This window comes from Pseudomonas sp. NBRC 100443, assembly GCF_030268185.1.
Lineage (GTDB): Bacteria > Pseudomonadota > Gammaproteobacteria > Pseudomonadales > Pseudomonadaceae > Pseudomonas > Pseudomonas citronellolis.
In genome coordinates this window covers 54,035-80,333 of the sequence record NZ_BSQE01000005.1, presented here as the reverse complement: position 1 = coordinate 80,333, position 26,299 = coordinate 54,035, and the positions used below count along the sequence as shown (strand labels likewise).

Sequence of the window (26,299 nt, the reverse complement as noted above, 5' to 3'; positions counted from 1 at the left end):
CCGGCCGCCCCGCGCGGCCACCCGGGCAAGCTTCTAGCACGACAAACCACAAGAAAGCGGAAGGGGCATCATGAACAGACAGGGTCTTTGCGGTTGGTTGGCGGGTGCGGCATTGCTGGCGGCGGGCATGGCCAGCGCGCAGGCGGAGACATTGCGCTTCGCCCTGGCGGCGGAGCCCTACCCGCCGTTCTCGGTGAAGCAGCCGGACGGCCAGTGGACCGGCTTCGAGCCGGACCTGATCCACAAGGTCTGCGCCGAGATGAAGGCGCAGTGCGAGATCGACGAGGTGGCCTGGGACGGCATCATCCCGGCGTTGATGGCGAAGAAGATCGACGTCATCTTCAACTCCATGTCCATCACCGACGAGCGCGAGAAGCAGATCGCCTTCAGCGTGCCCTACTACGACACCCCGGTGGCGGTGGCCGCGCCGGCCGCCAGCGACATCACCATCAGCCCCGAGGGCCTGAAGGGCAAGGTGATCGGCGTGCAGATCTCCACCGTCAGCTCCAACTACCTGAAGAAGTACTACGAGAAGATCGCCGACGTGCGCTACTACGACACCCAGGACTCGGTGAACGCCGACCTGGTGGCCGGGCGCATCGACCTGATGATGGCCGACGGCATCGCCGTGAAATCCTTCCTCGATTCCCCCGACGCCAAGGCCGCGGGCATCGTCAGCAAGGGCGAGGTGCCCCACGACCCGCTGTTCGGCCGCGGCGTGGGCGCCGGCCTGCGCAAGGACGACACCGCGCTGAAGGCCAGGCTCGACGAGGCCATCGGTAAGCTGCTGGCCAGCGACGACTACAAGGCGCTGTCGGACAAGTACTTCGGCCTCAGCGTCGCGCCCAAGCAGCAGTGATGAGCCGGCGCCGCCCCTGCCCGGGCGGCGCCGTGGTTCGAGGAATTCGCCATGCAATCCTATCTCGACCTCGTCGGCTTCGGCGCCCAGGGCTGGGGGCCGGCGCTGCTGCGCGGGCTGCTGGTCACCCTGCAGATTTCCTTCGGCGCCTTCCTGGTCGGCATGCTGATCGGCCTGGGCGCCGCCAGCGCCAAGCTCAACGGCCCGCGCCCGCTGGCCGCCGCCGCGCGCGGCTACACCACGCTGTGCCGGGCGGTGCCGGAGCTGCTGCTGATCCTGCTGCTGTACTACGTCGGCTCCATGGGCCTGAACCAGCTGTTCGCCTGGCTCGGCTACGGCGACGTGAAGCTCAACGGCACCATGGTCGCCATCGCCGTGCTCGGCCTGGTGCAGGGCGCCTACGCCTCGGAAATCTTCCGCGGCGCCATCCAGGCCATCCCCTACGGCCAGATCGAGGCGGCGCGGGCCTACGGCATGCACGGCTTCGGCCTGTTCCGCCGCGTCACCCTGCCGATCATGGCGCCCAACGCCCTGGCCGGGATGGCCAACCTGTGGGTCAACCTGATCAAGGACAGCGCGCTGATCAGCGTGGTGGGCACCAACGAACTGCTCTACACCGCCAAGCAGGCCGCCGGCTCGACGCGCCACTACCTGACCTTCTACCTCACCGCGGCGGCGCTGTACTACCTGCTCACGGTGCTCTCCAACCTGTTCTCCGGCTGGCTCGAGCGGCGTTTCCGCCGCTGGATACCGGCGGTATGAGGCGCGCGCGATGAGCGATCACTGGATATTCAGCTACGCCAGCCTGCTGCTGCGCGGCCTGGGCACCACCCTGTCGCTGCTGCTGCTCAGCGCCGTGCTCGGCTTCGCCCTGGCGCTGCTGGTGGCGCTGGCGCGGATGTCGCGCAACCTGTTCGTGGCCAAGGCCAGCCTGGCCTTCACCAGCGTCATCCGCGGCACGCCGCTGCTGGTGCAGATCTACACCTGCTACTACGGCCTGGGCAGCCTGTTCGCCACCTACCCGCCGATCCGCAGCAGCTTCCTCTGGCCGTACCTGCGCGACGGCTACTGGTACATAGTGCTGGCGCTGGTGCTGTCGATGGGGGCCTATGTCGGCGAAGTGGTGCGCGGCGGCCTCAAGGCCGTGCCGCGCGGCGAGCTGGAGGCCGCCGCGGCCTTCGGCATGCACCGCCGCCTGGTGCTCTACCGGGTGTGGCTGCCGCGGGCGATCCGCCTGCTGCTGCCGACCCTGGCCGGGGAAACGGTGCTGCTGCTCAAGTCCACCGCGCTGGCCTCGACCATCGCCGTGGTCGACCTGCTGGGCGCGGCCAACGTGGTGCGCGCGCAGACCTTCCAGGTGTACCAGCCGCTGCTGCTGGTGGCGGCCATCTACGTGTGCCTGACGTTCATCATCGAGGGCTGTTTCAACCTGCTGGAGCGCGCCACGCCGGTCCGCCGCGAGTCCGTCGCGCCGCGTTCGCGCGCCGGCTGGGTGTTCTGGCGGCGCAAGGCGAAGGTCTAGGCGTAGGCGCCGCGGCGCAGGCCCTCGACCCAGTGGCGGCTGAGCTGCAGGCCGTCCTCGGCGCTGAAGGTGGTGGGGTTCAGGCACCACTCCAGCCACAGGCCGTCGAGCATGGCCGACAGGCCGATGGAGGCCAGGCGCGGGTTGGCGATGGCGAAGCCTTCGCTGCGGGCGAGGTCGGTGATCAGGCCTTCGAGCAATTGCAGGTAGGCGCGGTAGCCGCGCTCGTGGGCGTCGTTGACCGGCGTGGAATGGCGGATGAGGCTCCAGAACACCACCCAGGGGCTGAGCAGGTCGGGGTCGAGCACGCCGGGGGCGAAGGAGCCGACCAGGAAGGCGTCCAGGCGCGCGGCGGGGTTCGGGCCGGCGGCGGCGACGCTCTCGCGCAGCGACTGGGTGACGCCGGCGGCGAGGCTTTCGTAGGCCTGGGCGACCAGCGCCTCGATGCTGCCGAAGTGGTGGTTGACCAGGCCCACGGCCACCCCCGCTTCCCTGGCGATGCGCCGCACCGAGATGCCGGCGTGGCCATCGGCGACCAGGCACTTGAGGCAGGCGCGCACCAGGTCCTCGCGGCGTTCCTCGGGCGTGGCGCGGCGGGCTTTCTGGCGGGGGCTGTCCACGCGGGGGAGTTCCTTGTGCGGGGCGCCGGGGCGCGGTGGGTGGAATCGATACTAGGGGGCGCCGGGCAAGTTTGCCATGCCCCGCGACGAGGGAGGAGGCAAGCATGATCGAAGACGTATCGCTGCGGCTGAGCGGGGATTCCGGCGCGCCATTGACGGTGCCGGCCTGGCGCATCGATGCCGGCCGGCCGGGGCCGCGGGTGCACCTGCAGGCCGGGGTCCACGCCGACGAAATCGCCGGCATGCTGGTGCTGCACCAGTTGCTGCCGAGGCTGCGCCAGGCGGCGGAGCAGGGGCGGCTCAACGGCAGCGTGACGCTGGTGCCGCAAGCCAACCCCTTCGGCATCGGCCAGTTCCGCCAGGGCCGGATTCTCGGCCGCCATCACGAAGCGACGGCGCGCAACTTCAACCGCGGCTTCCCGGCCTCGGCGAAAGCCACGGGCACGCTGGACAACCTCAGCGACTGGCAGCGCCAGCTGGCCGCGCTGGCGGCGCCGGCGGACATCGTCCTCGACCTGCACACCGACGACGAGGCGCTGCAATACCTCTACGTCCACGAACGCTTGTGGCCGGCGGCGCAGGACCTGGCCGCGGCGCTGCGCGCCGAGCTGGCGATCATCTGGGAAGGCGACAGCGACGGCGCCTTCGAGGAAGTGGTGATCGAACCCTGGCTGGCCGAGGATCGCTTCGACGGGCGCCTGGTGGCCACGCTGGAACTGCGCGGCCAGGGCGACGTCAGCGACGCGCTGGCGCAGCAGGATGCTGACGGGCTGTGGGCCTTTCTCTGCGGGCGCGGGGTGATCGAGGAAGCGGCGGAGCTGCCGGCCTGGCAAGGCGTGGCGGTGCCCATGGGTTTCATGGAAACGGTGTTTGCGCCGGTGGCCGGGGTGCTGGTGTTCGAGCGCGAGTTGGGTGAGGTGGTGCAGGCCGGCGAGCGCTTCGCCCGCATCGTCGCGAGGCCGGGGGATGCCGGGAGCGAGGTGGTGCTGCGGGCGCCGCAGACTGGGCTGTTCGTTACCCGCTATCGTGACCGGCTGATCCCGCGTGGGGCGATTGCGGCGAAATTTACCGGGGCGGCGCCGTCGTCCACCTGGAGCTCCGGTGCGTTGGATCCGTGATGAGATGTCAGGTGGGAAGAGTTGTGCGGGGGTTGGTTCCGTCCCCTCTCCCCAACCCTCTCCCTGAAGGGAGAGGGGGCTGTCCTGAGCGAGTGGGAAGTCAGGTGCCACCCTGCACCCTTGTTCGAATTCGCTTCTACGAAGCCAGCGCAAAAGCAGATGGTGCAGGATGAAACCGGACTATCTGCCTGCACGTACGGCCCCCTCTCCCTTCAGGGAGAGGGCTGGGGAGAGGGTGCGGAGTTCATTCGGAATACCGGCCCACCCGGGAGGCCCCCGCCACCAACAAAAACGCCCGCACAACGGCGGGCGTTTTCACGAAGGCACCGAACTCAGTGATGCTCGCGCGTGGCGCGGAAGGTGATGTCCGGCCAGCGCTCTTCCATCAGGCTCAGGTTCACCCGGGTGGGGGCCAGGTAGGTGAGGTGGCCGCCGCCGTCCACGGAGAGGTTCTCGAAGGCCTTGTCCTTGAACTCCTTGAGCTTCTTCTCGTCCTTGCACTCGATCCAGCGGGCCGACCAGACGTTGATCTGCTCGTAGGCGCACTCGACCTTGTATTCCTCCTTCAGGCGGCTGGCGACCACGTCGAACTGCAGCACGCCCACGGCGCCGAGGATGATGTCGTTGTTGCGCTCGGGGAAGAACACCTGGGTGGCGCCTTCCTCGGCCAGTTCCTGCAGGCCCTGGCGCAGTTGCTTGGACTTCAGCGGGTCCTTCAGGCGCACGCGGCGGAACAGTTCCGGGGCGAAGTGCGGGATGCCGGTGAAGCCGAGGTTCTCGCCTTCGCTGAAGGTGTCGCCGATCTGGATGGTGCCGTGGTTGTGCAGGCCGATGATGTCGCCGGCGTAGGCCTCTTCCAGCTGCTCGCGCTCGCTGGAGAAGAAGGTCAGGGCGTCGGCGATCTTCACGTCCTTGCCCAGGCGCACGTGGCGCATCTTCATGCCCTTCTCGTACTTGCCCGAGCAGATGCGCATGAAGGCGATGCGGTCGCGGTGTTTCGGGTCCATGTTCGCCTGGATCTTGAACACGAAGCCTGTGAACTTCTCCTCGGTGGGCTCGACGATGCGCTCGTGGGCAGCGCGCGCCAGCGGCTGCGGGGCCCAGTCGACGATGCAGTCGAGCACCTGGTCGACGCCGAAGTTGCCCAGGGCGGTACCGAAGAACACCGGGGTCATCTCGCCCTTGAGGAAGGCGTCCTTGTCGAACTCGTGGCAGGCGCCCTGCACCAGTTCCAGCTCTTCGAGGAAGTTGTCGTAGAGGTCGCCCAGGTGCGCGCGGGCCTCGTCGGAGTCGAGCTTGTCGATCACCTGGGTCTCGATGCGCTCGTGGCCGTGGCCGGGCACGTAGACGATGATCTTGTCCTCGGCCAGGTGGTACACGCCCTTGAAGTCCCGGTAGCAGCCGATCGGCCAGGTGATGGGTGCGGCCTTGATCTTCAGCACCGCCTCGATCTCGTCGAGCAGCTCGATGGGGTCGCGGATGTCGCGGTCGAGTTTGTTGATGAAGCTGACGATGGGCGTGTCGCGCAGGCGGCAGACTTCCATCAGGGCGATGGTCCGCGGCTCTACGCCTTTACCGCCGTCGAGGACCATCAGCGCCGAGTCCACCGCGGTCAGGGTGCGGTAGGTGTCTTCGGAGAAGTCTTCGTGGCCGGGGGTGTCGAGCAGGTTGACCATGTGCTCGCGGTAGGGGAACTGCATCACCGAGGTGGTGATGGAGATGCCGCGCTGCTTCTCCATCTCCATCCAGTCGGAGGTCGCATGGCGGTCGGACTTGCGCGACTTCACGGTGCCGGCGACGGCGATGGCCTTGCCCATCAGCAGCAGCTTCTCGGTGATGGTGGTCTTACCGGCGTCGGGGTGGGAGATGATCGCGAAGGTGCGTCTGGCCTTCACTTCATTGACAATTTTGCTGTCGGACATCGTTCTGGATCTCGATTGTGTACGCTGCTGTGTACACAGCTGAAGAGGCGCCCCTGGCCGTTTGTTCGGGCCAGCGCAGGAAACCGCGCATTGTAACAAAAGGTGGTCGGGATTGCCCGAGGGCGCAGCCGGGCGGGGGCTCGCCGGTTGCGAATGCCGCGATGGGCGAGGCGCTTGTCTATTCGTGCTCGGCGTGGAGGTCGCGGAAACCTTCGAGCTTGACCGGAGGGCGCCCCGGCAGGCGGGCGACCAGCTCCAGCGTGCCACCCATGGCTTCGACATATTCACGCAGGGTCGAGATCAGCATGTCGGTGCGCTTCTCGACCTTGGAGACGTTCCCCTGCTTGATGGCGAGGAGGTCGGCCATGGCTTCCTGGGTCAGGTTCAGCGCCTTGCGCAGTTCCTGTAGCGTCATCTGCTCGGCGATGAGCTCTGCGCCGCGCTGTTCGATCTTCTGCCGGCGGGCCGTGGGGAGCCCTTTCATAACCTGCTCAAGTGACTTGGCCATTGTCTTTCCCCTTCTGCAAAGCGACCAGGTGCCGGTCGAAGCGGGCATCCGCGCTCATGATCAAAGCCTTGTAGAACTTCCTTTCGCTGCCGCCGGACTTGTCGCCACCGACGAGCAGCACGGCCTTGCGTTGCGGATCGAACGCGAAGGCCACGCGCCAGACACCGTCATCGGCCCTGAAGCGCAGTTCCTTCATGTTGGCGTGCTTCGAGCCCTTGAGGGTATCCACTTGCGGACGCCCCAGTTCCGGACCGAAACGCTCCAGCACCTGGAGCTGGGCCAGCAGCTCATCCTGCACGGCCTCGGCCATGGCCGCGAATTCCGGCTCGAATTCATCGCAAAATTCGACCTGCCACCTCATCGTTGAATATATCCTTAAATGAATATTACTTGAAGGGTATAATTCAGGGCGCCCACCTCAAGCCGGCTCCGCGTTTCCTTGCAGGGCTGTCAGTGTTCCTCCACGGCCGCGGGCGCCGCGCCGCGGTAGAGGGTGCGCACCAGCGGGCCGATGGACAGGCCCTGGAGCAGGATGGACACCAGCACCACCACGTAGGTCAGGCTGAGGATCAGGTCGCGCTGTTCGCCCAGCGGCAGCGACAGCGCCAGGGCCACCGAGACGCCGCCGCGCAGACCGCCCCAGACCAGGATGCGGATGGTCCCGCTGGGCACCTGGCGGCGCCCGGCCTCGGTCTGGCGCAGCACCAGGATGGCCGGGGCCACGGTGAGCAGGCGCGAGGCCAGCACCGCGCCGCCGAGGACCAGGGCGGCCACCACGTGCAGCCAGTTGAACGGCAACAGCAGCAGTTCCAGGCCGATCAGGGCGAACAGCAGGGCGTTGAGGATTTCGTCGATCAGCTCCCAGAACTTGTCGATATAGCGCCGCGTCTCGTCGGACATGGCGTACTGGCGCGCCTGGTTGCCGATGATCAGCCCGGCCACCACCATGGCGATCGGCGCCGACACGTGCAGGCGCGCGGCCAGGGCGGCGCCGCCGATGACCAGGGCGAGGGTCAGCATCACTTCCACCTGGTACTGATCGATGCCGCGCATCATCAGGAACACCCCGTAGCCCAGCGCCGCGCCGAACAGCACGCCGCCCACCGCTTCCTGCAGGAACAGCCAGGCGGTGGCCGAGACGGTCGGCGTCTCGCCGGCCATGAGGATGCCCAGGAGGATGGTGAACACCACCACCGCGGTGCCGTCGTTGAACAGCGACTCGCCGACGATGGTGGTGGCCAGCGGCTTGGGCGCGCCGGCCGAGCGCAGGATGCCGAGCACGGCGATGGGGTCGGTGGGCGAGATGAGCGCGCCGAACAGTAGGCAATAGATGAAGTCCACGTGCCAGCCGAACAGGGCGAAGGTGTAGTAGGCCAGGTAGCCGATCACCGTGGTGGCGATCAGCACGCCGAAGGTGGCCAGCAGGCCGATCGGCCACTTGTAGTTGCGCAGGTCGCCGAGGTTCACGTGCAGGGCGCCGGCGAACAGCAGCGCGGGCAGGAACCAGGTCATCAGCACTTCGGAGAAGTCGATGCGGCGGATGATCTGCTGCATCTCCACCTCCAGCACCGGGTAGCCGGCCATCGACAGGCCCTGGGCGAGGAGCGAGAACACCAGCGCCGTGGCCATCACGCCGATGGTCGGCGGCAGCCGCACGAAGCGGTAGTTCACGTAGGTGAGCAGGGTGGTCAGCGTGATGAACGCCGCGGCGAGGTCGAGCATGTCGCAGGTACTCCTTGGCAAGGCAAGTGGGCCGGCCCCAGTGACCTATCCCTGGGTCGGGGGCACGCGGAAAGAGACCGGATGATAACCGGATATGGCGGACATATTGGCGAGCGCCGAGGTTTCGTCCGACAGGGGCGGGGAGTATGGGGTCCAGCCGTGGTTCGGGTTTCCGAGCCTGGTGCGCGAACTTTCTCCAAAGTCAGGGGGCGGTGGTCGGTCGGCACTGCTTGCGGATGAACCCTCGTTGCTGTCCCCGGTCTGTCAAAAAGAAGGGGGATGATCGGGACGTTCCGAAACCCCTGGAAAGCCCGTGCTGTGCGGTATTCCGTGCATTTTGTGGAGTATCTAGAACAGTCAACCGGCCAGGCGACAAAGGGATTCGGCAAAGCGGCAATTTCTGGTTGAACTCACGGACTTCAGGTCCTAAAGTTCGCGCCCGAACGTCCATGCTGGAAACGATCCATCCGGCTCAAGTACTGACGACGAGAGGTCGCCTCTGGTGCCCTGCGACTCCCGCAACCCTCTCCTGGCGTTGTTGCTCCGCCTTGCCGTAGGTCCACTACTGCCTGCGGCGAAGCGCCTAGCCATGAGAGGGTTGCAGTAGCCGCTGGAACATCGAAGGTCTGATCCTCGGCGACATGCCTTGGGAAGTAGGCGAACCAAAGTGGGGAAACGGATTAGACGTTCAGCTTCACCCCTACGTATCCATGTGTTTTGCCATTGGGAGTCCCAACCATGTCCATCAAGGTCGAGGATTACTTCGCCCCTGAAACCTTCCAGCGTATGAAGGCATTTGCCGACAAGCAGGAAACCCCCTTCGTCGTCATCGACAAACAGACCATCGCCGACGCCTACGACCAGCTGACCCACTGCTTTCCGTTCGCCAAGGTGTACTACGCGGTCAAGGCCAACCCGGCCACCGAGATCACCGAGCTGCTGCGCGACAAGGGCTCGAACTTCGACATCGCCTCGATCTACGAGCTGGACAAGGTGATGAAGACCGGCGTGGGCCCGGAGCGCATCAGCTACGGCAACACCATCAAGAAAGCCAAGGACATCCGCTACTTCTTCGATAAGGGCGTGCGCCTGTTCGCCACCGACTCCGAGGCCGACCTGCGCAACATCGCCAAGGCCGCCCCGGGCTCGAAGGTCTACGTGCGCATCCTCACCGAGGGTTCGACCACCGCCGACTGGCCGCTGTCGCGCAAGTTCGGCTGCCAGACCGACATGGCCATGGACCTGCTGATTCTCGCCCGCCAGCTGGGCCTGGTGCCCTACGGCATCTCCTTCCACGTCGGCTCGCAGCAGCGTGACATCTCCGTGTGGGATGCGGCCATCGCCAAGGTCAAGGTGATCTTCGAGCGCCTGAAGGAAGAAGATGGCATCGAGCTGAAGATGATCAACATGGGCGGCGGCTTCCCGGCCAACTACATCGCCAAGACCAACGACCTGGAAACCTACGCCGAGGAAATCATCCGCTTCCTCAAGGAAGACTTCGGCGACGACCTGCCGGAAATCATCCTAGAGCCGGGCCGCTCGCTGATCGCCAACGCCGGCATCCTGGTCAGCGAAGTGGTGCTGGTGGCGCGCAAGTCGCGCACCGCGGTGGAGCGCTGGGTGTACGCGGACGTGGGCAAGTTCTCCGGCCTGATCGAAACCATGGACGAGTCCATCAAGTTCCCCATCTGGACCGAGAAGAAGGGCGAGATGGAAGAAGTGGTGATCGCCGGCCCGACCTGCGACAGCGCCGACATCATGTACGAGCACTACAAGTACGGCCTGCCGCTGAACCTGGCCGCCGGCGACCGCCTCTACTGGCTGTCCACCGGCGCCTACACCACCAGCTACAGCGCGGTGGAATTCAACGGCTTCCCGCCGCTGAAGGCCTTCTACATCTGAGCCGTAGCTGAACCGAAGAAACCCCGCCGATGCGGGGTTTTTTCTTTTGTCCCGGCCAATGCCTTCCCGACTGCGCCGAGGGGCTTTTCGTAGGATGGGTTGAGCTTGCGAAACCCATGCGGTGGTGATGATGGGTATCGCTTCGCTCAACCCATCCTACGGGCTGGATGGCACGGACGTAAGAGCGGACTCTGTCCGCGATAGCCGGAGGTATCGGCGCGATTCGCGGATGAGATCCGCTCCTACGCGACCCCACCCACGCCATTCCCATGTAGGAGCGCGCCCTGCGCGCGAAATCGCGGGCAGGGCCCGCTCCTACAGTTCCAGGGACGCACGGGCGTAGGAGCGGACCTTGTCCGCGATAGCCGGGGGTGTCGGCGCGATTCGCGGATGAGATCCGCTACGCTGCCCCGCCCACACCATCCCCGGGACGCACGTCATGCGCACGAAATCGCGGGCAGGGCCCGCTCCTACAGTTCCAGGAAAGCACGGGCGTAGGAGCGGACCTTGTCCGCGATAGCCGGACGTATCGGCGTGATTCGCAGATTGCCCCAACACCGTACCCATGTAGGAGCGCGCCCTGCGCGCGATTTCGCGGGCAGGGCCCGCGCGGCTCAACCCTCGTTGGCCTGGCGTGCCTGGGCGGTAGCCGGCGCCTTGCCGGCCTTGGCCAGTTGCTGGTCGCCCATGGCGTTATCCAGCGGCAGCTTGTCGAACTCATGCAGGCCGTTCTTCGCGTAGGGATCGCCGATCCAGCGGGGTGCCGCCACGAAGCGCTCGTTGACCAGGCTCTTGCCCGGCTCGTAGCGGTCGTAGCTCAGGCCGGCCAGGTCGGACAGGGTGTGGATCAGGTGCGAGCTGCTGTAGGGCCTTCCGCTCAGCGCCTGCAGGTCGCGCGGGTGGGCCTGCTGCCAGCTCGGCGAGGTCCAGAGCAGGAAGGGGATGGTGTACATCGGCCGTGTCGGGTCGCCCTCGTTGCGCCCCAGGCGGTCGTGCTTGCCGGAGCTGAAGACTTCCTCGCCATGGTCGGAGAGGTACACCAGGAAGCCGTTCGGCTCGCTGGCGGCGTAGCGCTTGATCAGGCTGGCGACCACGAAGTCGTTGTGCAGCACCGCGTTGTCGTAGGCGTTGTAGGTGTCCGCCTGGTCGTCCGAGAGCCCGGCCGGCACGCCCTGGCGGTCCTTGAAGCGGGCGAACGCCTTGGGGTAGCGATAGCGGTAGTCCATGTGGGTGCCCAGCAGGTGCACCACGATGAGTTTCTTCGGCGCCGGGTCCTTGAGCACCTGTTCGAAGGGCGCGAAGACCACGTCGTCGTACTGGCGGGCGTTCTGGTTGCGCTGGTTGTTCAGGTAGAACTGCTCGTCCGTCTGCTGCGAGAAGGTGGTGAGCATGGTGTTGCGCTTGGTCATCGTCTGCTGGTTGGTGATCCAGAAGGTCTTGTAGCCGGCCTGTTTCATCAGGTTGATCAGCGACGGGTCGGTGAGGAAGCGGTCCGGGTGCTGCTCGTCGCCGAAGGTGAGGATCTGCTGCATCACCTCGATGGTGTAGGGGCGCGGCGAGACCACGTCCTTGAACACCGTCAGGTTGCGGTCGCCGGCGGCCAGGGCGTCGAGGTTCGGCGTGGTCGGCCGGTCGTAGCCGTACAGGTGCATGTGCTCGCGGGTGGTGGATTCGCCCAGCACCAGCACCAGGGTGCGCGGCGCCTCGCCGCTGCCATCCTTGAGGTTCTTCAGCGGCGGCAGGGCGGCGTTGCGCTGCAGCAGCTTCTGCATGTTGTCCAGCTGCTGGCGGTACTGCGCGTAGCCCACCACCAGTTGCCAGGGCACCGCCGGCTCCATGCGCTGCTGCACCTTCTCCAGGGCCTGGGCGAAGCTGCGCTCCTGGCTGACCATCTGCTTGTAGAAGGGGTAGGCCAGGTTCGCCGCCACCAGCAGCACGGCCAGGGCCACCCGGGCCGGCGCCGGCATGCGCAGCGGGCGCACGCGCCGCCACAGCAGCACCGCCACCGCCGTGTAGAGCAGCAGCGCCAGGCACAGCCAGGTGCTGAAGTACTGGCTGAAGTATTCGCCGGCCTCGGCCGTGTTCGACTCGAACATGACGAAGATGACGCTCTGCGAGAACTCCTGGTGGTAGATGCCGAAGTAGCTCAGGCCCACCAGCGAGGCCGCCCACAGCACCAGGCCGATCAGCGCCGCCAGGCCGCGGGTGAAGCGCGGCAGCAGCAACGGCGGGGCCAGCCACAGGCTGCTGAGGAAGAAGGCGTCGCGGAAGCCGGCGAAGCCGGTGGTGCCGCTGAACAGGATCAGCGCCTGGGTGACGCCGGAGAAGTACCAGAAGAACAGCAGCAGCCAGCCCAGGCCGGCCCAGTCCACCTTGCGGCGGGAGGGGTTGGTTGCAGTCGACACGCTTGCCTCGTCTTGCAGGGGCCGCCCGTGTGGGGCGGTCAGTTGGCTTGCGAGCCTAGCGAGGCATGTGTGAAGGGCGGGGCAAGGGTATGTGAAAAAAACGTCAAGAAATCGCTTACAGGCGTTTGAGCGCCGCGGCGAACAGATCGGCGTCGGCCGTCTCGCCGAGTTCCGCGGCGCGCCGGTAGTAGGCCAGGGCCAGGCTGCGCAATTGCGGCTGCGGCGCCCGTTCCAGCTGCTCGCGGGCCACCCGCAGGAAGTTCAGGTTGCCGCCCTCCAGGGCGCGCAGCAGCCAGTAGCGCGCGTCCTCCACCTCGCCCCGCTCGGCCAGCGCCGCGGCGTGGCTGAACTGGCCGCGGAAGTCGCCGGCCACCGCCGAGCGGCGGTACCACTCGCGGGCCTGCTCGGGGTCGCGCGGCACGCACAGGCCTTCCTCGTAGTGGCGGCCGACCAGGTTCATCGACTTGGCGTGGCCGAGGTCGGCGGCGCGCCGGTACAGCGCCAGGGCATGGGCCGCGTCGCGCGGCACGCCGCGGCCGGTGGCCAGCAGGTTGGCCAGGTTGTACAGGCCCCAGTCGAGGTCCACCGCCGCCGCGCGGGCGTAGTGTTCGGCCGCCTCGGCGGGGTTGGCGGGCACGCCCCAGCCGTGCTCCAGGCAGCGCCCGAGCATGTTGCGCGCCATGGCGTGGCCGCGCTCGGCGGCGATGCGGAACCAGGTCACCGCCAGCGCGGCGTCGCGCTCGATGCCCTGGCCGTCGAGGAGGATCTGCCCGAGCAGCGCCTGGGCCTCGACGTCGCCCTGGCGCGCGGCTTCGAGGATGGCCGCCGCGGCCTGGCGCGGGTCGCTGGCCAGGCGGGCGCGCAATTGCTCCACCGAGAGCTCTTCGCGCCGGCGCAGGACGAACGCCATGTCAGACCTCGACCCAGCGCCGCAGCAGGTTGTGGTAGGTGCCGGTCAGCTCGATCAGGGCCGGGTGCTCCGGCACGTCGGCGCTGAGCTTCTGGATCGCCTGGTCCATCTGGAACAGCAGGGCGCGCTGGCTGTCCTCGCGCACCAGGCTCTGCGTCCAGAAGAACGAGGCGAAGCGCGCGCCGCGGGTCACCGGCTCGACCTTGTGCAGGCTGGTGCCGGGGTAGAGCACCAGGTCGCCGGCCGGCAGCTTCACGCGCTGCTCGCCGTAGGTGTCCTGGATGACCAGTTCGCCGCCGTCGTAGTCCTCGGGGTCGCTGAAGAACAGGGTGGAGGAGAGGTCGGTGCGCACCCGCTCGCGGCCGCCCTGCACGTCGCGCACGGCGTTGTCGATGTGGAAGTCGAAGCTGCCGCCGCCGGTGTAGCAGTTGAACAGCGGCGGGAACACCTTGTGCGGCAGGGCCGCGGACATGAACAGCGGGTTCTGCCACAGGCGCAGCAGCATGGCCTCGGAAATCTCACGGGCCAGCGGGTGGTCCTGGGCCAGCTGCAGGTTGTGCTTGGCCTTGGCCGACTGGTAGCCGGCGGTGACCTTGCCGTCGCCCCACTCGGCCTGCTCCAGGGCGGTGCGGATGCGGGTCACCTCGTCGCGGGTGAACAGGCCGGGAATGTGCAGCAGCATGGCGGGGCTCGGTCAAATGAAAATCCGACGCCGATGATAGACATTTGCATTTGCAGCGTATAGCGGAGGTGGCGAACGGTCGCACGGGGTAAATGTAAATGTTGTAAATAAAGTGCGTCTGATAATATTTACTAATTGATACATATTCTCGTTTTGCACTAGATTGCGCCGCCTTCAGCAAGTCCCTGGGGAGGGAACTTTCGATGTCGCGTCAATCTGTCGAAGCCACCAGCGCTCCGCGCCTGCTGGTCTCCGCCGTCGGTGTGGCCATCACCGCCATGTCCGGCAGCCACTTCGCCCAGGCGGCGGAGTCCACCGAGAAGAAGCCCGCACAGGATGTGCTGTCGCTGGATGCCGACACCGTCGTCGGCCAGCAGGGCGAAGAAACCTACAACGTCCAGCAGTCGGCCTCGCAGAAGTACACCGCGCCGCTGCTCGACACGCCCAAGACCGTCACCGTGATCCCGCAGCAGGTGATCAAGGACACCGGCGCCCTGACCCTGGTCGATGCCCTGCGCACCACGCCCGGCATCACCTTCGGCGCCGGCGAGGGCGGCAACCCGGCGGGCGACCGTCCGTTCATCCGCGGTTTCAACGCCGAGAGCGACACCTTCCTCGACGGCATGCGCGACGTCGCCTCGCAGACCCGCGAAGTGTTCAACATCGAGCAGATCGAAGTCAGCAAGGGCCCGGGCTCGGCCTACACCGGCGCCGGCTCCACCGGCGGCAGCCTGAACCTGGTGAGCAAGACCGCCAAGCTGCAGGACTTCAACGACGCCAGCTTCACCTACGGTTCCGACCAGACCCACCGCACCACCCTGGACGTCAACCACACCCTGGGCGACAACGCGGCCTTCCGCCTGAACCTGATGAAGCACGAAGCCAACGTCGCCGGCCGCGACGACGTCAGCGTCAGCCGCTGGGGCGTGGCGCCGACCATCACCTTCGGCTTCAACACCCCGACCCGCGCGACCTTCTCCTACTACCACCTGGCCACCGACGACATCCCGGACTACGGCCTGCCGCTGACCAACGTCGACCGCAGCAAGCACAACCCGAGCAAGCCGGCCTCGGTCGACCGCGACAACTTCTACGGCCTGACCCACCGCGACTACCGCAAGAGCACCACCGACAGCGGCACCTTCCGCATCGAGCACGACCTCAACGACGACCTGACGCTGTCCAACAGCTTCCGCATGGTCCGCACCACCCTCGACTACGTGGTCAGCAACCCCGACGACAGCCGCGGCAACGTCGCCAACGGCTACGTCTATCGCTCGTCGAAGAACCGCAATTCCACCTCCAAGGGCTGGGTCAACCAGACCGACCTGAAGGCCACCTTCGACACCGGCAGCATCCAGCACAGCCTGGTGACCGGCCTGGAGTTCAGCTACGAGGACGTGCACAACCGCCCCTACGTGGTGACCCCGGGGGCCACGGGCAACACCTGCAACGCCGCCCTGCTGGCCAGCGGCGACTGCACCAGCCTGGCCAACCCGACGCCCAAGGACCCCTGGACCGGCAGCATCGTCGACAGCCAGGCCTACACCGACACCGATACCAAGACCTCGGCCGTCTACGTGTTCGACACCCTCAAGCTCAACGAGCAGTGGGACCTGAACCTGGGCCTGCGCTACGACGACTTCGACACCGAGTCCAGCGGCTACAGCACCGGCGGCCGCGGCTCGGCGCCGGGCAACTTCAAGCGCGAGAGCAACACCCACTTCTGGAACTACCAGACCGGCCTGGTCTACAAGCCGCTGCCCAACGGCAGCATCTACCTGGCCTGGTCCACCTCCAGCAACCCCAGCGGCGAGACCGCAGGCGAAGGCGGCCAGGAAGTCAGCGCGGCCAACACCAGCCTGGACCCGGAACGCAACCGCAACCTGGAGCTGGGCACCAAGTGGGACTTCTTCGACGAGGCGCTGTCGCTGAACGCCGCGGTGTTCCGCACCGACAAGACCAACGCCCGCGTCGCCGACCCGGACAACAGCTCCTTCCAGGTGCTCGACGGCGAACAGCGCGTACAAGGCGTGGAACTGGGCTTCAGCGGCCAGCTGACGCCCAAGTGGAAGGTCTTCGGCGGCTACACCTACCTGGATAGCGAGATCCGCAAGTCGACCACCAAGTCCGACGAAGGCAACCGCATGCCGCAGGTGGCACCGAACAACTTCACCCTGTGGACCACCTACGAGGTGCTGCAGGACCTGACCATCGGCGGCGGCACCACCTACGTGGACAAGCAGTTCGGCAACACTGCCAACTCGACCTACATCCCGTCCTACTGGCGCTACGACGCCATGGCCAGCTACAAGCTGAGCAAGAACGTCGACCTGCAGCTGAACGTGCAGAACCTGACCGACAAGCGTTACTTCGACCAGGTCTACAGCACCCACATGGCCCACGTGGCTCCGGGCCGCACGGCGCTGCTGGGGGTGAACCTGCACTTCTGATCGCACGGCCTTCCGTGCACCCCGCCCGTTGCTCCTTCGGGCGGGGTTTTCTATTGTTTGGCGCCCCGCGCCCGAGGTGAGAGCAAGGTGTTGAAGAAAGTCTGGTTCCAGCTGCACTGGTTCTTCGGCATAAGCGCCGGCCTGGTGCTGGCCCTGATGGGCGTGACCGGGGCGGCGCTGTCGTTCCAGGACGAACTGCTGCGCGCCTTCAACCCTGCCAGCCTGACGGTGCAGGAGCAGCCCGGCGGCACCCTGGCGCTGGACGAACTGGTGCAGCGGGTGGAGTCCGCCGAGCCGGGCAAGAAGGTGTCCTTCGTCTGGGCCAAGGTCGACGGCGACGAGGCCGCGCGCATCTTCTTCACCCCGCCGCCGGGCCAGCGCCGCGGCGAGTCGCGCTACGTCGACCCCTACACCGGTGCCTCGCTGCCGGCGCCGTCCGGGGAAGGCTTGTTCATGTTCATCATGCAGCTGCACCGCTTCCTGGCCCTGGGCGAGTTCGGCAAGCAGGTGACCGCGGCCTGCACCCTGATCCTCATCTATTTCTGCCTCTCCGGCTTGTACCTGCGCTGGCCGCGCAAGACCCTGAGCTGGCGCGCCTGGCTGGCCCTGGACTGGCGCAAGAAGGGCCGCGCCTTCAACTGGGACCTGCACGCCGTGGCCGGCACCTGGTGCCTGGCCTTCTACCTGCTGGCCTCGCTGACCGGCCTGTACTGGTCCTACGACTGGTACCGCGGCGCGCTGTTCAAGCTGCTCGACGACGCCCCGGCCGGCCAGCAGCGCCAGGGCGGCCGCGGTGGCCGTGGCGGCGAAGCGCCCAAGGGGCCGCCGCTGGAAGTGGATTACACAGCCCTGTGGAACACCCTGCGCAGCACCGCCGGCCCTGGTCTTGAGGCCTACAACCTGCGCCTGCCGCCGGTGGGCGGGCAGCCGGCCACGGTGTTCTACCGCCTGGACGACGCCGCCCACGAACGCGCCTTCAACGAAATGCGCATCGACCCGAAAAGCGGCCGCCTGCTGGGCGACAAGCGCTACGCCGACAGCAGCTTCGGCAAACAGCTGCTGACCAGCGTCTACGCCCTGCACGTGGGCAGCTACTTCGGTATGCCCGGGCGCATCCTGATGATGCTGGCGAGCCTGGCCATGCCGCTGTTCTTCGTCACCGGCTGGCTGCTCTACCTCGACCGCCGGCGCAAGAAGAAGGCCGCCCAGGCCGCCCGCGTCGAACTGGCTGGCGCCGGCGGCGCCGATGCCTGGCTGGTGGGCTACGCCAGCCAGAGCGGTTTCGCCGAGCAACTGGCCTGGCAGAGCGCCGGGCAGCTGCAGGCCGCGGGCCTGGCGGTGCGCGTCGAGCCCCTGGCGCGCCTGGACCGCCAGCAACTGGAGCAGACGCGCAACGCGCTCTTCGTGGTCAGCACCTTCGGCGACGGCGAGGCCCCGGACAGCGCCCGCGGCTTCGAGCGCAAGCTGCTCGGCGAAGCCGCCGGCCTCGGCCAGCTGCGCTTCGCCATGCTCGCCCTGGGCGACCGCCAGTACCAGGCCTTCTGCGGCTTCGCCCGGCGGATGCAGGGCTGGCTGCAAGGGCAGGGCGCGCAACCGCTGTTCGACGGCGTGGAAGTGGACAACGGCGACGCCGCCGCCCTGCGCGAGTGGCAGCAACACCTGGCGCAACTGACCGGCGTGACCGCGCCGACGCCCTTCGCCGCGCCGCAATACGAGCTGTGGAGCCTGGCCGCCCGCGAGCACCTGAACCCCGGCAGCCAGGGCCAGTCCACCTGGCTGCTGCGCCTGCAGGCGCCGGCCGGCAGCAGCGCCGACTGGCGCGCCGGCGACCTGGTGGAAATCCTTCCGCAGCACCCGCGCGAACGCGTGCTGGCCTGGCTGGCGCGGCTGGGGGTGGACAGCATGGCTTGCGTCGAGGTCGACGGCGGCCGCGTGGGCCTGGCCGAAGCCCTGACCGGGCGCGAGCTGCCGGCCTCCCTCGGCCACCTGGTCGGCCTGCACCCACAGGCCGTGCTGGACGCCCTGGTGCCGCTGGCGGCGCGGGAATACTCCATCGCCTCGCTGCCCAGCGACGGCGCCCTGGAACTGATCGTGCGCCAGGAACGCCGCCCCGACGGCAGCCTGGGCGTGGGCTCCGGCTGGCTCACCGAATACCTGCAACCCGGCGCCGGCCTGGCCCTGCGCCTGCGCCGCAACGCCGGCTTCCACCTGCCGGAGGAAGACCGCCCGCTGATCCTGATCGGCAACGGCACCGGCCTGGCCGGCCTGCGCTCGCTGCTGCGCGCCAGCATAGGCGCGGGCCGCCGGCGCAACTGGCTGCTGTTCGGCGAACGCAACCGCGAGCACGACTTCTACTGCCGCGAAGAGCTGGAAGGCTACCTGCTGAGCGGCGAACTCCAGCGCCTGGACGTGGCCTTCTCCCGCGACCAGGCGAGCAAGGTCTACGTGCAGGACGTGCTGCGCGAACGCGCTGAGGAGTTGCGGCAGTGGCTGGAAGAGGGCGCGGCGATCTACGTCTGCGGCAGCCTGGAAGGCATGGCCGGCGGCGTGGACGCGGTGCTGCGCGAAGCGCTGGGCGACCTGGCGGTGGAAGCGTTGCTGGAAGAAGGGCGCTATCGGCGGGATGTTTATTAAAGAGGCTGAAGGCTGAAGGCGGAAAGGCTCTTACCTCCAGCCTTCAGCCTCTAGCCTCCAGCGGCTCTTCAAACCCAGAGAATGAACGCCAGGATCGCCCCGAAGAACGCCCACTTCTGCAGGTAGTACAGCTTGCGGTTGCGCTTCTTCAACGCCTTGCCCTGCAGGCGGATCTTGTACAGCGTGCCGAAGGCGCGGTTGATGCCGCCGGTCTTGTCGCCGTCGTCGTTGGGCGAGGCGGCGGCGGCCATCACGTTGCGGCTGAACCAGCGGTTGAAGGCCTGCGCCCAGCGGTACTTCAGCGGCCGCTCGACGTCGCAGAAGAGGATCACCCGGTCATGCTCGGTGGTGTTCTCGGCGTAGTGGATGTAGGTCTCGTCGAACACCACGGCCTCGCCGTCCTTCCACGAGTAGCGCTGGCCGTCCACCTCGATGAAGCAGCCTTCGTCGTTCGGCGTGAACAGCCCCAGGTGGTAGCGCAGCGAGCCGGCGTAGGGGTCGCGGTGGCGCACCAGGCGCGAGCCCGGCGGCAGCTCGGCGAACATCGCCGCCTTCACCGAGGGGATTTCCCGCAGCAGCGCGGTGGTCTGCGGGCAGACCACGTCGGCCGAGGGGTGGGCGTCGTCGTACCACTTCAGGTAGAAGCGCTTCCAGCCGGTCTTGAAGAAGGAGTTGAAGCCGACGTCGTTGTACTGCTCGGAGCGCTTGATGCTGCCGGCCTCGCGCAGGCGCAGGGCTTCGGCGCGGATGACTTCCCAGTTGTCGGTGAGCTTCTGCATCTCCGGGAAGGCGTTGGGCGTCAGGTACGGCGTATTGGGCACCCTGGAGAACAGGTACATGAAGCAGTTCAGCGGAGCGAGGAAGCTGGAGTGGTCGCTCAGCTGCCGGGACAGCTTGTGGCGGACCTTGCCGCGCACGTGCACATAGGCGATGCAGGCCGCGTAGGCAGCCAGGATCAGGGCTTTCATCTTCGAGTCGATGGCTTTCGGCGGGAGGAAGCGGAGGATATTACTCCCCTGAATCGTTACTGAATATTCCTAAGACTAAATGATGGCCCTCTGGTTTAACCTAGGGATGTTTCCGAAACTCGCCGGCGAAGTCGAGGCAGTATCATGACCGATCAGTCAACTCGCATCCTGCTCAACTGCGACATGGGGGAAAGCTACGGCGCCTGGCGCATGGGCGACGACGTCCACGCCATGCCGCTGATCGACCAGGCCAACCTGGCCTGCGGCTTCCACGCCGGCGACCCGCTGACCATCCAGCGCACCGTGCGCCTGGCGCTGGAGCAGGGCGTGAGCATAGGCGCGCACCCGTCCTACCCCGACCTGGCCGGCTTCGGCCGCCGCCATCTGAGCTGTTCGCCGGAAGAGGTGCAGGCCCTGGTGCTGTACCAGGTGGGCGCGCTGGACGCCTTCTGCCGTGCCGCCGGCACCCGCGTCGACTATGTGAAGCCCCACGGCGCGCTGTACAACGACCTGGTGCGCGACGACGCCCTGCTGGCGGCGGTGCTCGATGCCTGCGCGGCCTACCGCAAGGGCCTGCCGCTGATGGTCCTGGCCCTGGCCGACAACCGCCGCGAACTGGCCCTGGCCGACGCTGCCGACGTACCGCTGATGTTCGAGGCCTTCGCCGACCGCGCCTACCTGCCCGACGGCCAGCTGGCCCCGCGGCGCCTGGCCGGCGCGGTGCACCACGAGCCGCAGCGCATCCTCGACCAGGCCTTGGCCATCGCCCGTGGCGAGCCCTTCCCGGACATCGACGGCAACCCCCTGCGGCTGCGCGCCGACAGCCTTTGCGTGCACGGCGACAACCCCGAATCCCTGGCGGTGCTGCGGCGCCTGCGTGGCCTGCTGGACGCCGCATGATCCGCGTCGAGCCCTTCGGCGCCGAAGCCCTGCTGCTGACCCTGGCCGAACGCCCGGACGCGCACCTGCCGCTGCGCATCGCCGCCCTGGCCGAACGCCTGCGCGCAGCCCTGGGCGAGGTGCTGACCGACCTGGTGCCGGGCTGGACCACGCTGCTGCTGCACTATGATCTGCGCCGCACCGAGCCCCTCGACCTGCAGCGCCGCCTGGCGCCGTTGCTGGCGGACTGGCCCGGCCCCGAGCCGAGCGACGCCGCCGGGCGCCTGCATGAAATCGGCGTGTGGTACGCCGGCGAGGACCTCGACGAGGTGGCCCGGCGCTGCGGCCTGCGGCGGGACCAGGTGATCGAACTGCACAGCGCCCGCGAGTACCGCGTCGGCGCCATCGGTTTCGCCCCGGGCTTCGCCTACCTCGGCGAGCTGGACGAGCGCCTGGCCCTGCCGCGCCGGGCCAACCCGCGCACCCGCGTGGCGGCCGGCAGCCTGGCCATCGCCGAGCGGCAGACCGCGGTCTATCCACAGGCCTCGCCGGGCGGCTGGCACCTGCTGGGGCTCACCGCGCAGCGCCTGTTCGACCCACACCAGGAGCCGCCGTGCCCGCTGGCGGTGGGCGACCGGGTGCGTTTCCTGCCCATCGACGAGGCTGCCTTCCGCCGCGCCGGAGGTCGCTCATGAGCGGCCTGCGGGTGCTCAATGCCGGCCCGCTGAGCCTGCTGCAGGATGCCGGCCGCCAGGGCTGGCAGCACCTCGGTGTTTCCACCGGCGGGCCTGTGGATATCCATGCCGCGGCTTGGGCCAACCATCTGCTGGGCAACGCCTGGGGCACGCCGCTGCTGGAGGTGGCCCTCGGCGGCCTGCGCCTGCGGGCCGAAGCGGACTGCTGGTTGGCGCTGTGCGGTGCGCAAGTGCCGATCCGCGTGGACGGCGAAGCGCGCCCTGGCTGGTCGCGCTTCGCCCTGCGCACCGGGCAGGAACTGGAACTGGGCTTCGCCGCCAGCGGCCAGCGCGCCTACCTGGCGGTGGCGGGCGGCTTCCGCGTCGAACCCGTGCTGGGCAGCGTCGCCACCCAGCGCCGCGAGGGCCTGGGCGGCCTGCACGGCGACGGCCGGGCGCTGGAGGAGGACGACCTGCTGCCTTGCGCGGCTAGCGGCGAAGCCTTCGGGCGCGGCGCCAGTGTGCCCTGGCCCTACGTGCCGGACTACCGCGAGACGCCGGTGCTGCGCGTGCTGCCCGGCGGCGACGTCTTCGAGCCGGAGCAGCGCGCGGCCTTCTTCGAGCGCACCTGGCAACTCAGCCCGCAATCCGACCGCATGGGCGCGCGCCTGCACGGCGAGCCGATCCGCGCACCCCGCCGGCAGTGGTCGCTGGGCATGGTCCGCGGCGCCATCCAGGTGCCGCCGGATGGCCAGCCCATCGTCCTGCAGGCCGACCACCAGAGCATGGGCGGCTACCCGCTGCTCGGCTTCGTCCACCCCCTGGACCTGGGCCGCCTGGCGCAGTGCCCGGCCCACGCCGAGGTGCGCTTCGCCGAGACGACGCTGGAAGTAGCGCAGGATGAACTGCGGCGCTTCTACCGTTTCTTCCGCGGCTAGCGGGGCAGGTGCTGCAAGGGCAGCGGCGCCGATTCCTTGAGGGTGCTGATGGCGAAGTTGCTGCGGATGTCGCTCACCCCCGGCAGCTTCAGCAGGGTGCTGGTGAGGAAGTGCTCGTAGGCGCGCAGGTCCGGCACCACCACTTGCAGGAGGAAGTCCGCTTCGCCGGAGACCAGGTGCACCGAGATCACCTCGGGCAGGTCGACCACCGCGCGGCGGAAGGCTTCGGCCTGCTCCTCGTGGTGACGCTCCACCTTGATCCCGACGAACACCGTCAGACCCAGGCCGATCTGGTCGCGGTCCAGGTCGGCGCCGTAGCGGCGGATCACCCCGGCCTCTTCCAGCAGGCGCACGCGGCGCAGGCAGGGGGAGGGCGACAGGCCGATGGCCTCGGCCAGTTGCACGTTGCTCAGGCGGCCGTCGCGTTGCAGGGCGGCGAGGATGCGGTGGTCGTAGGCGTCCAGTTTGTGGTTTGGCATATCTGGCCAGCTTTCAGGATTTGGATTGGCAGATCATGCCAAAACCAGATGGACTGGCAAGCCGAATACGCAAGCACCTGCCCTGGCCTTCGGGCATAGAATCCTTGACCGGAGTCCCTTGCTGCGGAGTGCGAACCATGGATTTCGGCGTCTTCCTGCTGGCCCTGGCGATGGTCTACCTGCTGCCCGGGCCGGACATGCTCCTGCTGCTGCACACCGGCGCCAGCCGCGGCGGCAGCACGGCCCTGGTCACCGCCCTGGGCCTGGCCACGGCGCGGGGCTGCCATGTGGTATTGGCTGGTGCCGGGCTGGCGCTGTTGTTCCGCAGCGTGCCCTGGACCTTCGATGTGGTGCGTCTGGCTGGCGCGGCGTACCTGGCGTGGCTGGGCTTGCGCATGTTGCTGGCGCGGCCGTCGTTGGCGGGCATCGGGCCTGTGGCCGAGGTTCAGGCGCGGAGTTGGCGGCGGGCCTTTGGCAATGGGTTGCTGACCAATCTGCTCAATCCCAAGGCGTTGTTGTTCTGTTCGGTGCTGTTGCCGCAGTTCGTGCGGCCGGATGCGGGGCCGTTGGCGTTGCAGTTCGGCGTGCTGGGGGCGGTGCTGGTGGGGGTGGGGTTGGTGTTCGATAGTTTCTATGCGTTGAGCGGGGCGCGGTTGGGGCGTTGGCTGGAGCGGCATGCCTTGGCGCAGCGGGTGCAGCAGTGGGCTTTTGCTTCGTTGCTGATCGGGTTCGGGGCGCGGTTGGCGTTGTTGAGGGAGGTGTAGGAGTGTGGGGGAGTTGTGGAGTACAGGGATGCTCCGTTCCCCTCACCCCAGCCCTCTCCCGGAGGGAGAGGGGGCCGTTCGGAGTGCGCTGATAATTCGGCGTTAGCCGGACGCTGTGCTATCCGGCTGAAACCTTACCTCCAGCCGGCACGGACAAGCTCCCTCTCCCTTCAGGGAGAGGGTTGGGGAGAGGGAACGGGACCCAGCACGAGCACCACCGTCCCCGGCTACCCCAGAAACTGCTCCGCATGATGGCAAGCCACCTGCCGCTCATCCAGCAGCCGCAGTTCCGGCACTTCCGTCTTGCAGCGCTCCGTCGCATAGGGGCAGCGCTTGTGGAAGGCGCAGCCGCTGGGCGGGTTGAGCGGGTTGGGCAGTTCGCCCTGGATCTTGATCTTCGGCTTGCCCGGGTCCGGGTGGATCGCCGGGGTGGCCGAGAGCAGGGCGCGGGTGTAGGGGTGCAGCGGGCGTTCGTAGAGCTTGTCCGCCGGGCCCATTTCCGCCGGGCGGCCGAGGTACATCACCAGCACGTCGTCGGCCACGTGGCGCACCACCGCCAGGTTGTGGGAGATGAACACGTAGGCGGTGCCGAACTCCTGCTGCAGGTCCATGAACAGGTTGAGCACCTGGGCCTGGATGGACACGTCCAGCGCCGAGGTCGGCTCGTCGGCCACCAGCACCTTGGGCTGCAGCATCATGGCGCGGGCCAGGGCGATGCGCTGGCGCTGGCCGCCGGAGAACATGTGCGGGTAGCGCTGGTAGTGCTCCGGGCGCAGGCCCACCTGCTGCATCATCGCCTGCACCCGCTCGCGGCGTTCGCTGCGCGACAGGCCGGTGTTGATCAGCAGCGGCTCGCCGAGCTGGTCGCCGATCTTCTGCCGCGGGTTGAGCGAGGCGTAGGGGTTCTGGAACACCATCTGCACGTCGCGGCGCAGTTGCTTGCGCTGCTCGTGGCTGGCGCCCTTCACTTCCTGGCCGGCGATGCGCAGGGAGCCGGAGGTGGGCTCCTCGATCAGCGTCAGGGCGCGGGCCAGGGTGGACTTGCCGCAGCCGGACTCGCCGACCACCGCCAGGGTCTTGCCGGCCTGCAGTTCGAAGGACACGCCGTTGAGGGCGCGGACCAGGGCGTGGGGCTTGAACAGACCCTGGGCGATGTCGTAGTGGCGGGTCAGGTCGCGGGCGGTCAGTACGGCTTCCATCAGACCACCTCCTTGAGGTTCAGCGGGTAGTAGCAGCGCACCGCGCCGCGGACGTGGGGTTCCAGGGCCGGGCGGATGGCGCGGCAGTCGTCCTGCACATAGGGGCAGCGCGGCGACAGCAGGCAGCCCTGTGGCCGGTCGTAGCGCCCGGGGACGATGCCGGGCAGGGTGGCCAGGCGTTCTTCGCCTGCGCTGTGCTCGGGAATCGCCTTGAGCAGCGCCTCGGTGTAGGGGTGGGTGGGCAGGTCGAACAGCGCCGGCACCTGGCCGATCTCCACCGCCTGGCCGGCATACATCACGCAGACGCGCTGGGCGGTCTCGGCGACCACGGCGAGGTCGTGGGTGATCAGGATCAGCGCCATGCCCTGGTCGCGCTGCAGGTTCAGCAGCAACTCCATGATCTGTGCCTGGATGGTCACGTCCAGGGCCGTGGTGGGTTCGTCGGCGATCAGCAGCTTGGGCTCGCCGGCGATGGCCATGGCGATGGCCACGCGCTGGCTCATGCCGCCGGAGAGCTGGTGCGGGTAGGCGTCCAGGCGCTGGGCGGCGCCGGGGATCTCGACCTTCTCCAGCAGTTCCAGGGCGCGCTGGCGCGCGGCCTTGCCGCGCAGGCCCAGGTGCAGGCGCAGCACTTCCTCGATCTGGAAGCCCACGGTGTAGCTGGGGTTGAGCGCGGTCATCGGGTCCTGGAAGACCATGGCGATGTCCTTGCCGACGATGCGCCGGCGCTCGCGGCCCTTGAGCTTGAGCATGTCGCTGCCGTCGAAGCGCAGGGTGTCGGCGGTGATGCGCCCGGGGGCGTCGATCAGGCCCATCAGCGCCATCATGGTCACCGACTTGCCGGAGCCGGACTCGCCGACGATGGCCAGCACCTCGCCCTTGTCGACGTTCAGGTCGAGGCCGTCGACCACGGGCACGGCGTCGGCGCCGCCGAAGCGCACCGAGAGGTTGCGGATTTCCAGGAGGCTCATACGGCGGTCTCCATCAGGCGCTGCACGGGAACATTCATCGTTGCGGGGGCGGGCATGCGGGGCGCGTAGGATGGGTTGAGTGCAACGAAACCCATCGGCTTGGCGCTGGAATGATGGGTATCGCTTCGCTCCACCCATCCTACGAGGAGCATGAGGTTCTTCATCTGCAT

General features: G+C 67.8%; 24 protein-coding genes. 11 read left to right on the top strand and 13 right to left on the bottom strand.

What is annotated here, in order from left to right:
- Positions 1–70: 70 nt before the first annotated feature.
- From QSJ95_RS08115 to QSJ95_RS08105, 3 genes are read left to right on the top strand one after another with little or no spacing between them, the layout of a single operon-like run.
- A complete protein-coding gene (locus QSJ95_RS08115) occupies positions 71–859 on the top strand; it encodes a transporter substrate-binding domain-containing protein (RefSeq protein ID WP_058488568.1) in 789 nt (262 codons plus the stop codon).
- A gap of 51 nt (positions 860–910) precedes the next feature.
- Positions 911–1,621: an ABC transporter permease gene (locus tag QSJ95_RS08110; RefSeq protein ID WP_009617684.1), complete on the top strand. Its 711-nt coding sequence runs from the start codon at positions 911–913 to the stop codon at positions 1,619–1,621.
- A gap of 10 nt (positions 1,622–1,631) precedes the next feature.
- Positions 1,632–2,381 (top strand): ABC transporter permease, encoded by a 750-nt coding sequence (locus tag QSJ95_RS08105; protein WP_285641447.1) that lies wholly within the window; start codon positions 1,632–1,634, stop codon positions 2,379–2,381.
- Here the strand turns inward: QSJ95_RS08105 and QSJ95_RS08100 are convergent.
- Positions 2,378–3,001, bottom strand: a complete 624-nt coding sequence (locus tag QSJ95_RS08100; RefSeq protein ID WP_064582025.1) for a TetR/AcrR family transcriptional regulator — start codon at positions 2,999–3,001, stop codon at positions 2,378–2,380. The genes QSJ95_RS08105 and QSJ95_RS08100 overlap by 4 nt on opposite strands.
- A 104-nt stretch (positions 3,002–3,105) precedes the next feature.
- Here QSJ95_RS08100 and QSJ95_RS08095 point away from each other — a divergent pair, with 104 nt between their 5' ends.
- A complete protein-coding gene (locus tag QSJ95_RS08095; RefSeq protein WP_285641444.1) occupies positions 3,106–4,119 on the top strand; it encodes a M14 family metallopeptidase in 1,014 nt (337 codons plus the stop codon).
- Between the two features lie 332 nt (positions 4,120–4,451).
- Here the strand turns inward: QSJ95_RS08095 and QSJ95_RS08090 are convergent, their stop codons facing one another.
- The 4 genes from QSJ95_RS08090 to QSJ95_RS08075 all read right to left on the bottom strand — a co-directional run bounded on the left by QSJ95_RS08090 (position 4,452) and on the right by QSJ95_RS08075 (position 8,271).
- Positions 4,452–6,041, bottom strand: coding sequence for a peptide chain release factor 3 (locus QSJ95_RS08090; protein ID WP_285641442.1), 1,590 nt, complete (start codon positions 6,039–6,041; stop codon positions 4,452–4,454).
- A gap of 178 nt (positions 6,042–6,219) precedes the next feature.
- Positions 6,220–6,549, bottom strand: coding sequence for an XRE family transcriptional regulator (locus QSJ95_RS08085; RefSeq protein WP_285641440.1), 330 nt, complete (start codon positions 6,547–6,549; stop codon positions 6,220–6,222).
- Entirely contained in the window at positions 6,533–6,910 is a 378-nt protein-coding gene (locus QSJ95_RS08080; protein ID WP_009617700.1) for a type II toxin-antitoxin system RelE/ParE family toxin, read from the bottom strand. Before QSJ95_RS08080 ends, QSJ95_RS08085 begins: the two co-directional genes overlap by 17 nt.
- A gap of 89 nt (positions 6,911–6,999) precedes the next feature.
- Positions 7,000–8,271, bottom strand: coding sequence for a cation:proton antiporter (locus QSJ95_RS08075; protein ID WP_285641438.1), 1,272 nt, complete (start codon positions 8,269–8,271; stop codon positions 7,000–7,002).
- Between the two features lie 738 nt (positions 8,272–9,009).
- Here QSJ95_RS08075 and QSJ95_RS08070 point away from each other — a divergent pair.
- Positions 9,010–10,173, top strand: coding sequence for a type III PLP-dependent enzyme (locus tag QSJ95_RS08070; protein WP_058071454.1), 1,164 nt, complete (start codon positions 9,010–9,012; stop codon positions 10,171–10,173).
- A 614-nt stretch (positions 10,174–10,787) separates the two neighbouring features.
- Here the strand turns inward: QSJ95_RS08070 and QSJ95_RS08065 are convergent.
- The 3 genes from QSJ95_RS08065 to QSJ95_RS08055 form a co-directional block, all read right to left on the bottom strand.
- Positions 10,788–12,578, bottom strand: a complete 1,791-nt coding sequence (locus QSJ95_RS08065; RefSeq protein ID WP_285641435.1) for a phosphoethanolamine transferase CptA — start codon at positions 12,576–12,578, stop codon at positions 10,788–10,790.
- A 115-nt stretch (positions 12,579–12,693) separates the two neighbouring features.
- Positions 12,694–13,488: a tetratricopeptide repeat protein gene (locus QSJ95_RS08060; protein ID WP_285641433.1), complete on the bottom strand. Its 795-nt coding sequence runs from the start codon at positions 13,486–13,488 to the stop codon at positions 12,694–12,696.
- A 1-nt stretch (position 13,489) separates the two neighbouring features.
- Positions 13,490–14,170, bottom strand: a complete 681-nt coding sequence (locus tag QSJ95_RS08055; protein WP_069861899.1) for a Fe2+-dependent dioxygenase — start codon at positions 14,168–14,170, stop codon at positions 13,490–13,492.
- Positions 14,171–14,373: 203 nt separating this feature from the next.
- Between QSJ95_RS08055 and QSJ95_RS08050 the strand changes: the two genes are divergently transcribed.
- Together QSJ95_RS08050 and QSJ95_RS08045 are read left to right on the top strand one after the other, a co-directional pair.
- The gene (locus QSJ95_RS08050; RefSeq protein ID WP_285641429.1) at positions 14,374–16,623 is read left to right on the top strand and encodes a TonB-dependent receptor; all 2,250 of its coding nucleotides are present in this window, start codon (positions 14,374–14,376) and stop codon (positions 16,621–16,623) included.
- A gap of 90 nt (positions 16,624–16,713) precedes the next feature.
- Positions 16,714–19,257 (top strand): PepSY domain-containing protein, encoded by a 2,544-nt coding sequence (locus tag QSJ95_RS08045; protein WP_285641844.1) that lies wholly within the window; start codon positions 16,714–16,716, stop codon positions 19,255–19,257.
- A 68-nt stretch (positions 19,258–19,325) separates the two neighbouring features.
- Here QSJ95_RS08045 and lpxO read toward each other — a convergent pair whose 3' ends face one another.
- The gene (gene lpxO / locus QSJ95_RS08040; protein ID WP_043315260.1) at positions 19,326–20,225 is read right to left on the bottom strand and encodes a lipid A hydroxylase LpxO; all 900 of its coding nucleotides are present in this window, start codon (positions 20,223–20,225) and stop codon (positions 19,326–19,328) included.
- A 144-nt stretch (positions 20,226–20,369) separates the two neighbouring features.
- Here lpxO and QSJ95_RS08035 point away from each other — a divergent pair, with 144 nt between their 5' ends.
- Genes QSJ95_RS08035 through QSJ95_RS08025 form a run of 3 tightly spaced genes read left to right on the top strand, consistent with a single transcriptional unit; the run spans position 20,370 to position 22,716 of the window.
- Positions 20,370–21,125, top strand: coding sequence for a 5-oxoprolinase subunit PxpA (locus tag QSJ95_RS08035; RefSeq protein WP_058488578.1), 756 nt, complete (start codon positions 20,370–20,372; stop codon positions 21,123–21,125).
- Entirely contained in the window at positions 21,122–21,799 is a 678-nt protein-coding gene (pxpB, locus tag QSJ95_RS08030; RefSeq protein WP_285641423.1) for a 5-oxoprolinase subunit PxpB, read from the top strand. Before QSJ95_RS08035 ends, pxpB begins: the two co-directional genes overlap by 4 nt.
- A complete protein-coding gene (locus tag QSJ95_RS08025; protein WP_285641420.1) occupies positions 21,796–22,716 on the top strand; it encodes a 5-oxoprolinase subunit C family protein in 921 nt (306 codons plus the stop codon). Before pxpB ends, QSJ95_RS08025 begins: the two co-directional genes overlap by 4 nt.
- On the opposite strand, the gene QSJ95_RS08020 is transcribed toward QSJ95_RS08025, so the two are convergent.
- Positions 22,713–23,195: an Lrp/AsnC family transcriptional regulator gene (locus QSJ95_RS08020; protein WP_285641418.1), complete on the bottom strand. Its 483-nt coding sequence runs from the start codon at positions 23,193–23,195 to the stop codon at positions 22,713–22,715. The two genes, QSJ95_RS08025 and QSJ95_RS08020, sit on opposite strands and share 4 nt — an antisense overlap.
- Positions 23,196–23,332: 137 nt before the next feature.
- Between QSJ95_RS08020 and QSJ95_RS08015 the strand changes: the two genes are divergently transcribed.
- Complete coding sequence (locus QSJ95_RS08015) at positions 23,333–23,959, top strand: LysE family translocator (RefSeq protein ID WP_285641416.1); 627 nt, start codon at positions 23,333–23,335, stop codon at positions 23,957–23,959.
- A gap of 227 nt (positions 23,960–24,186) precedes the next feature.
- On the opposite strand, the gene QSJ95_RS08010 is transcribed toward QSJ95_RS08015, so the two are convergent.
- The 3 genes from QSJ95_RS08010 to QSJ95_RS08000 are packed head-to-tail and all read right to left on the bottom strand — an operon-like array spanning position 24,187 to position 26,293.
- On the bottom strand, positions 24,187–25,158 hold the full coding sequence (locus tag QSJ95_RS08010; protein ID WP_009617718.1) for a peptide ABC transporter ATP-binding protein: 972 nt from the start codon (positions 25,156–25,158) through the stop codon (positions 24,187–24,189).
- On the bottom strand, positions 25,158–26,129 hold the full coding sequence (locus QSJ95_RS08005; RefSeq protein WP_043315253.1) for an ABC transporter ATP-binding protein: 972 nt from the start codon (positions 26,127–26,129) through the stop codon (positions 25,158–25,160). Before QSJ95_RS08005 ends, QSJ95_RS08010 begins: the two co-directional genes overlap by 1 nt.
- Positions 26,126–26,293, bottom strand: coding sequence for a hypothetical protein (locus QSJ95_RS08000; protein ID WP_285641411.1), 168 nt, complete (start codon positions 26,291–26,293; stop codon positions 26,126–26,128). The genes QSJ95_RS08005 and QSJ95_RS08000 overlap by 4 nt, the downstream gene beginning before the upstream one ends.
- Positions 26,294–26,299: the final 6 nt, after the last annotated feature.

Coding starts and splice junctions, on each gene's coding strand:
- QSJ95_RS08055 (WP_069861899.1), bottom strand. CDS start 14,170: ATGCTGCTGCACATTCCCGGCCTGTTCACCCGCGACGAGGTGACCCGC.
- QSJ95_RS08095 (WP_285641444.1), top strand. CDS start 3,106: ATGATCGAAGACGTATCGCTGCGGCTGAGCGGGGATTCCGGCGCGCCA.
- QSJ95_RS08005 (WP_043315253.1), bottom strand. CDS start 26,129: ATGAGCCTCCTGGAAATCCGCAACCTCTCGGTGCGCTTCGGCGGCGCC.
- QSJ95_RS08085 (WP_285641440.1), bottom strand. CDS start 6,549: ATGGCCAAGTCACTTGAGCAGGTTATGAAAGGGCTCCCCACGGCCCGC.
- QSJ95_RS08025 (WP_285641420.1), top strand. CDS start 21,796: ATGAGCGGCCTGCGGGTGCTCAATGCCGGCCCGCTGAGCCTGCTGCAG.
- QSJ95_RS08090 (WP_285641442.1), bottom strand. CDS start 6,041: ATGTCCGACAGCAAAATTGTCAATGAAGTGAAGGCCAGACGCACCTTC.
- QSJ95_RS08070 (WP_058071454.1), top strand. CDS start 9,010: ATGTCCATCAAGGTCGAGGATTACTTCGCCCCTGAAACCTTCCAGCGT.
- lpxO (WP_043315260.1), bottom strand. CDS start 20,225: ATGAAAGCCCTGATCCTGGCTGCCTACGCGGCCTGCATCGCCTATGTG.
- QSJ95_RS08020 (WP_285641418.1), bottom strand. CDS start 23,195: ATGCCAAACCACAAACTGGACGCCTACGACCACCGCATCCTCGCCGCC.
- QSJ95_RS08060 (WP_285641433.1), bottom strand. CDS start 13,488: ATGGCGTTCGTCCTGCGCCGGCGCGAAGAGCTCTCGGTGGAGCAATTG.
- QSJ95_RS08105 (WP_285641447.1), top strand. CDS start 1,632: ATGAGCGATCACTGGATATTCAGCTACGCCAGCCTGCTGCTGCGCGGC.
- QSJ95_RS08010 (WP_009617718.1), bottom strand. CDS start 25,158: ATGGAAGCCGTACTGACCGCCCGCGACCTGACCCGCCACTACGACATC.
- QSJ95_RS08050 (WP_285641429.1), top strand. CDS start 14,374: ATGTCGCGTCAATCTGTCGAAGCCACCAGCGCTCCGCGCCTGCTGGTC.
- QSJ95_RS08115 (WP_058488568.1), top strand. CDS start 71: ATGAACAGACAGGGTCTTTGCGGTTGGTTGGCGGGTGCGGCATTGCTG.
- QSJ95_RS08015 (WP_285641416.1), top strand. CDS start 23,333: ATGGATTTCGGCGTCTTCCTGCTGGCCCTGGCGATGGTCTACCTGCTG.
- QSJ95_RS08000 (WP_285641411.1), bottom strand. CDS start 26,293: ATGAAGAACCTCATGCTCCTCGTAGGATGGGTGGAGCGAAGCGATACC.
- pxpB (WP_285641423.1), top strand. CDS start 21,122: ATGATCCGCGTCGAGCCCTTCGGCGCCGAAGCCCTGCTGCTGACCCTG.
- QSJ95_RS08075 (WP_285641438.1), bottom strand. CDS start 8,271: ATGCTCGACCTCGCCGCGGCGTTCATCACGCTGACCACCCTGCTCACC.
- QSJ95_RS08035 (WP_058488578.1), top strand. CDS start 20,370: ATGACCGATCAGTCAACTCGCATCCTGCTCAACTGCGACATGGGGGAA.
- QSJ95_RS08080 (WP_009617700.1), bottom strand. CDS start 6,910: ATGAGGTGGCAGGTCGAATTTTGCGATGAATTCGAGCCGGAATTCGCG.
- QSJ95_RS08110 (WP_009617684.1), top strand. CDS start 911: ATGCAATCCTATCTCGACCTCGTCGGCTTCGGCGCCCAGGGCTGGGGG.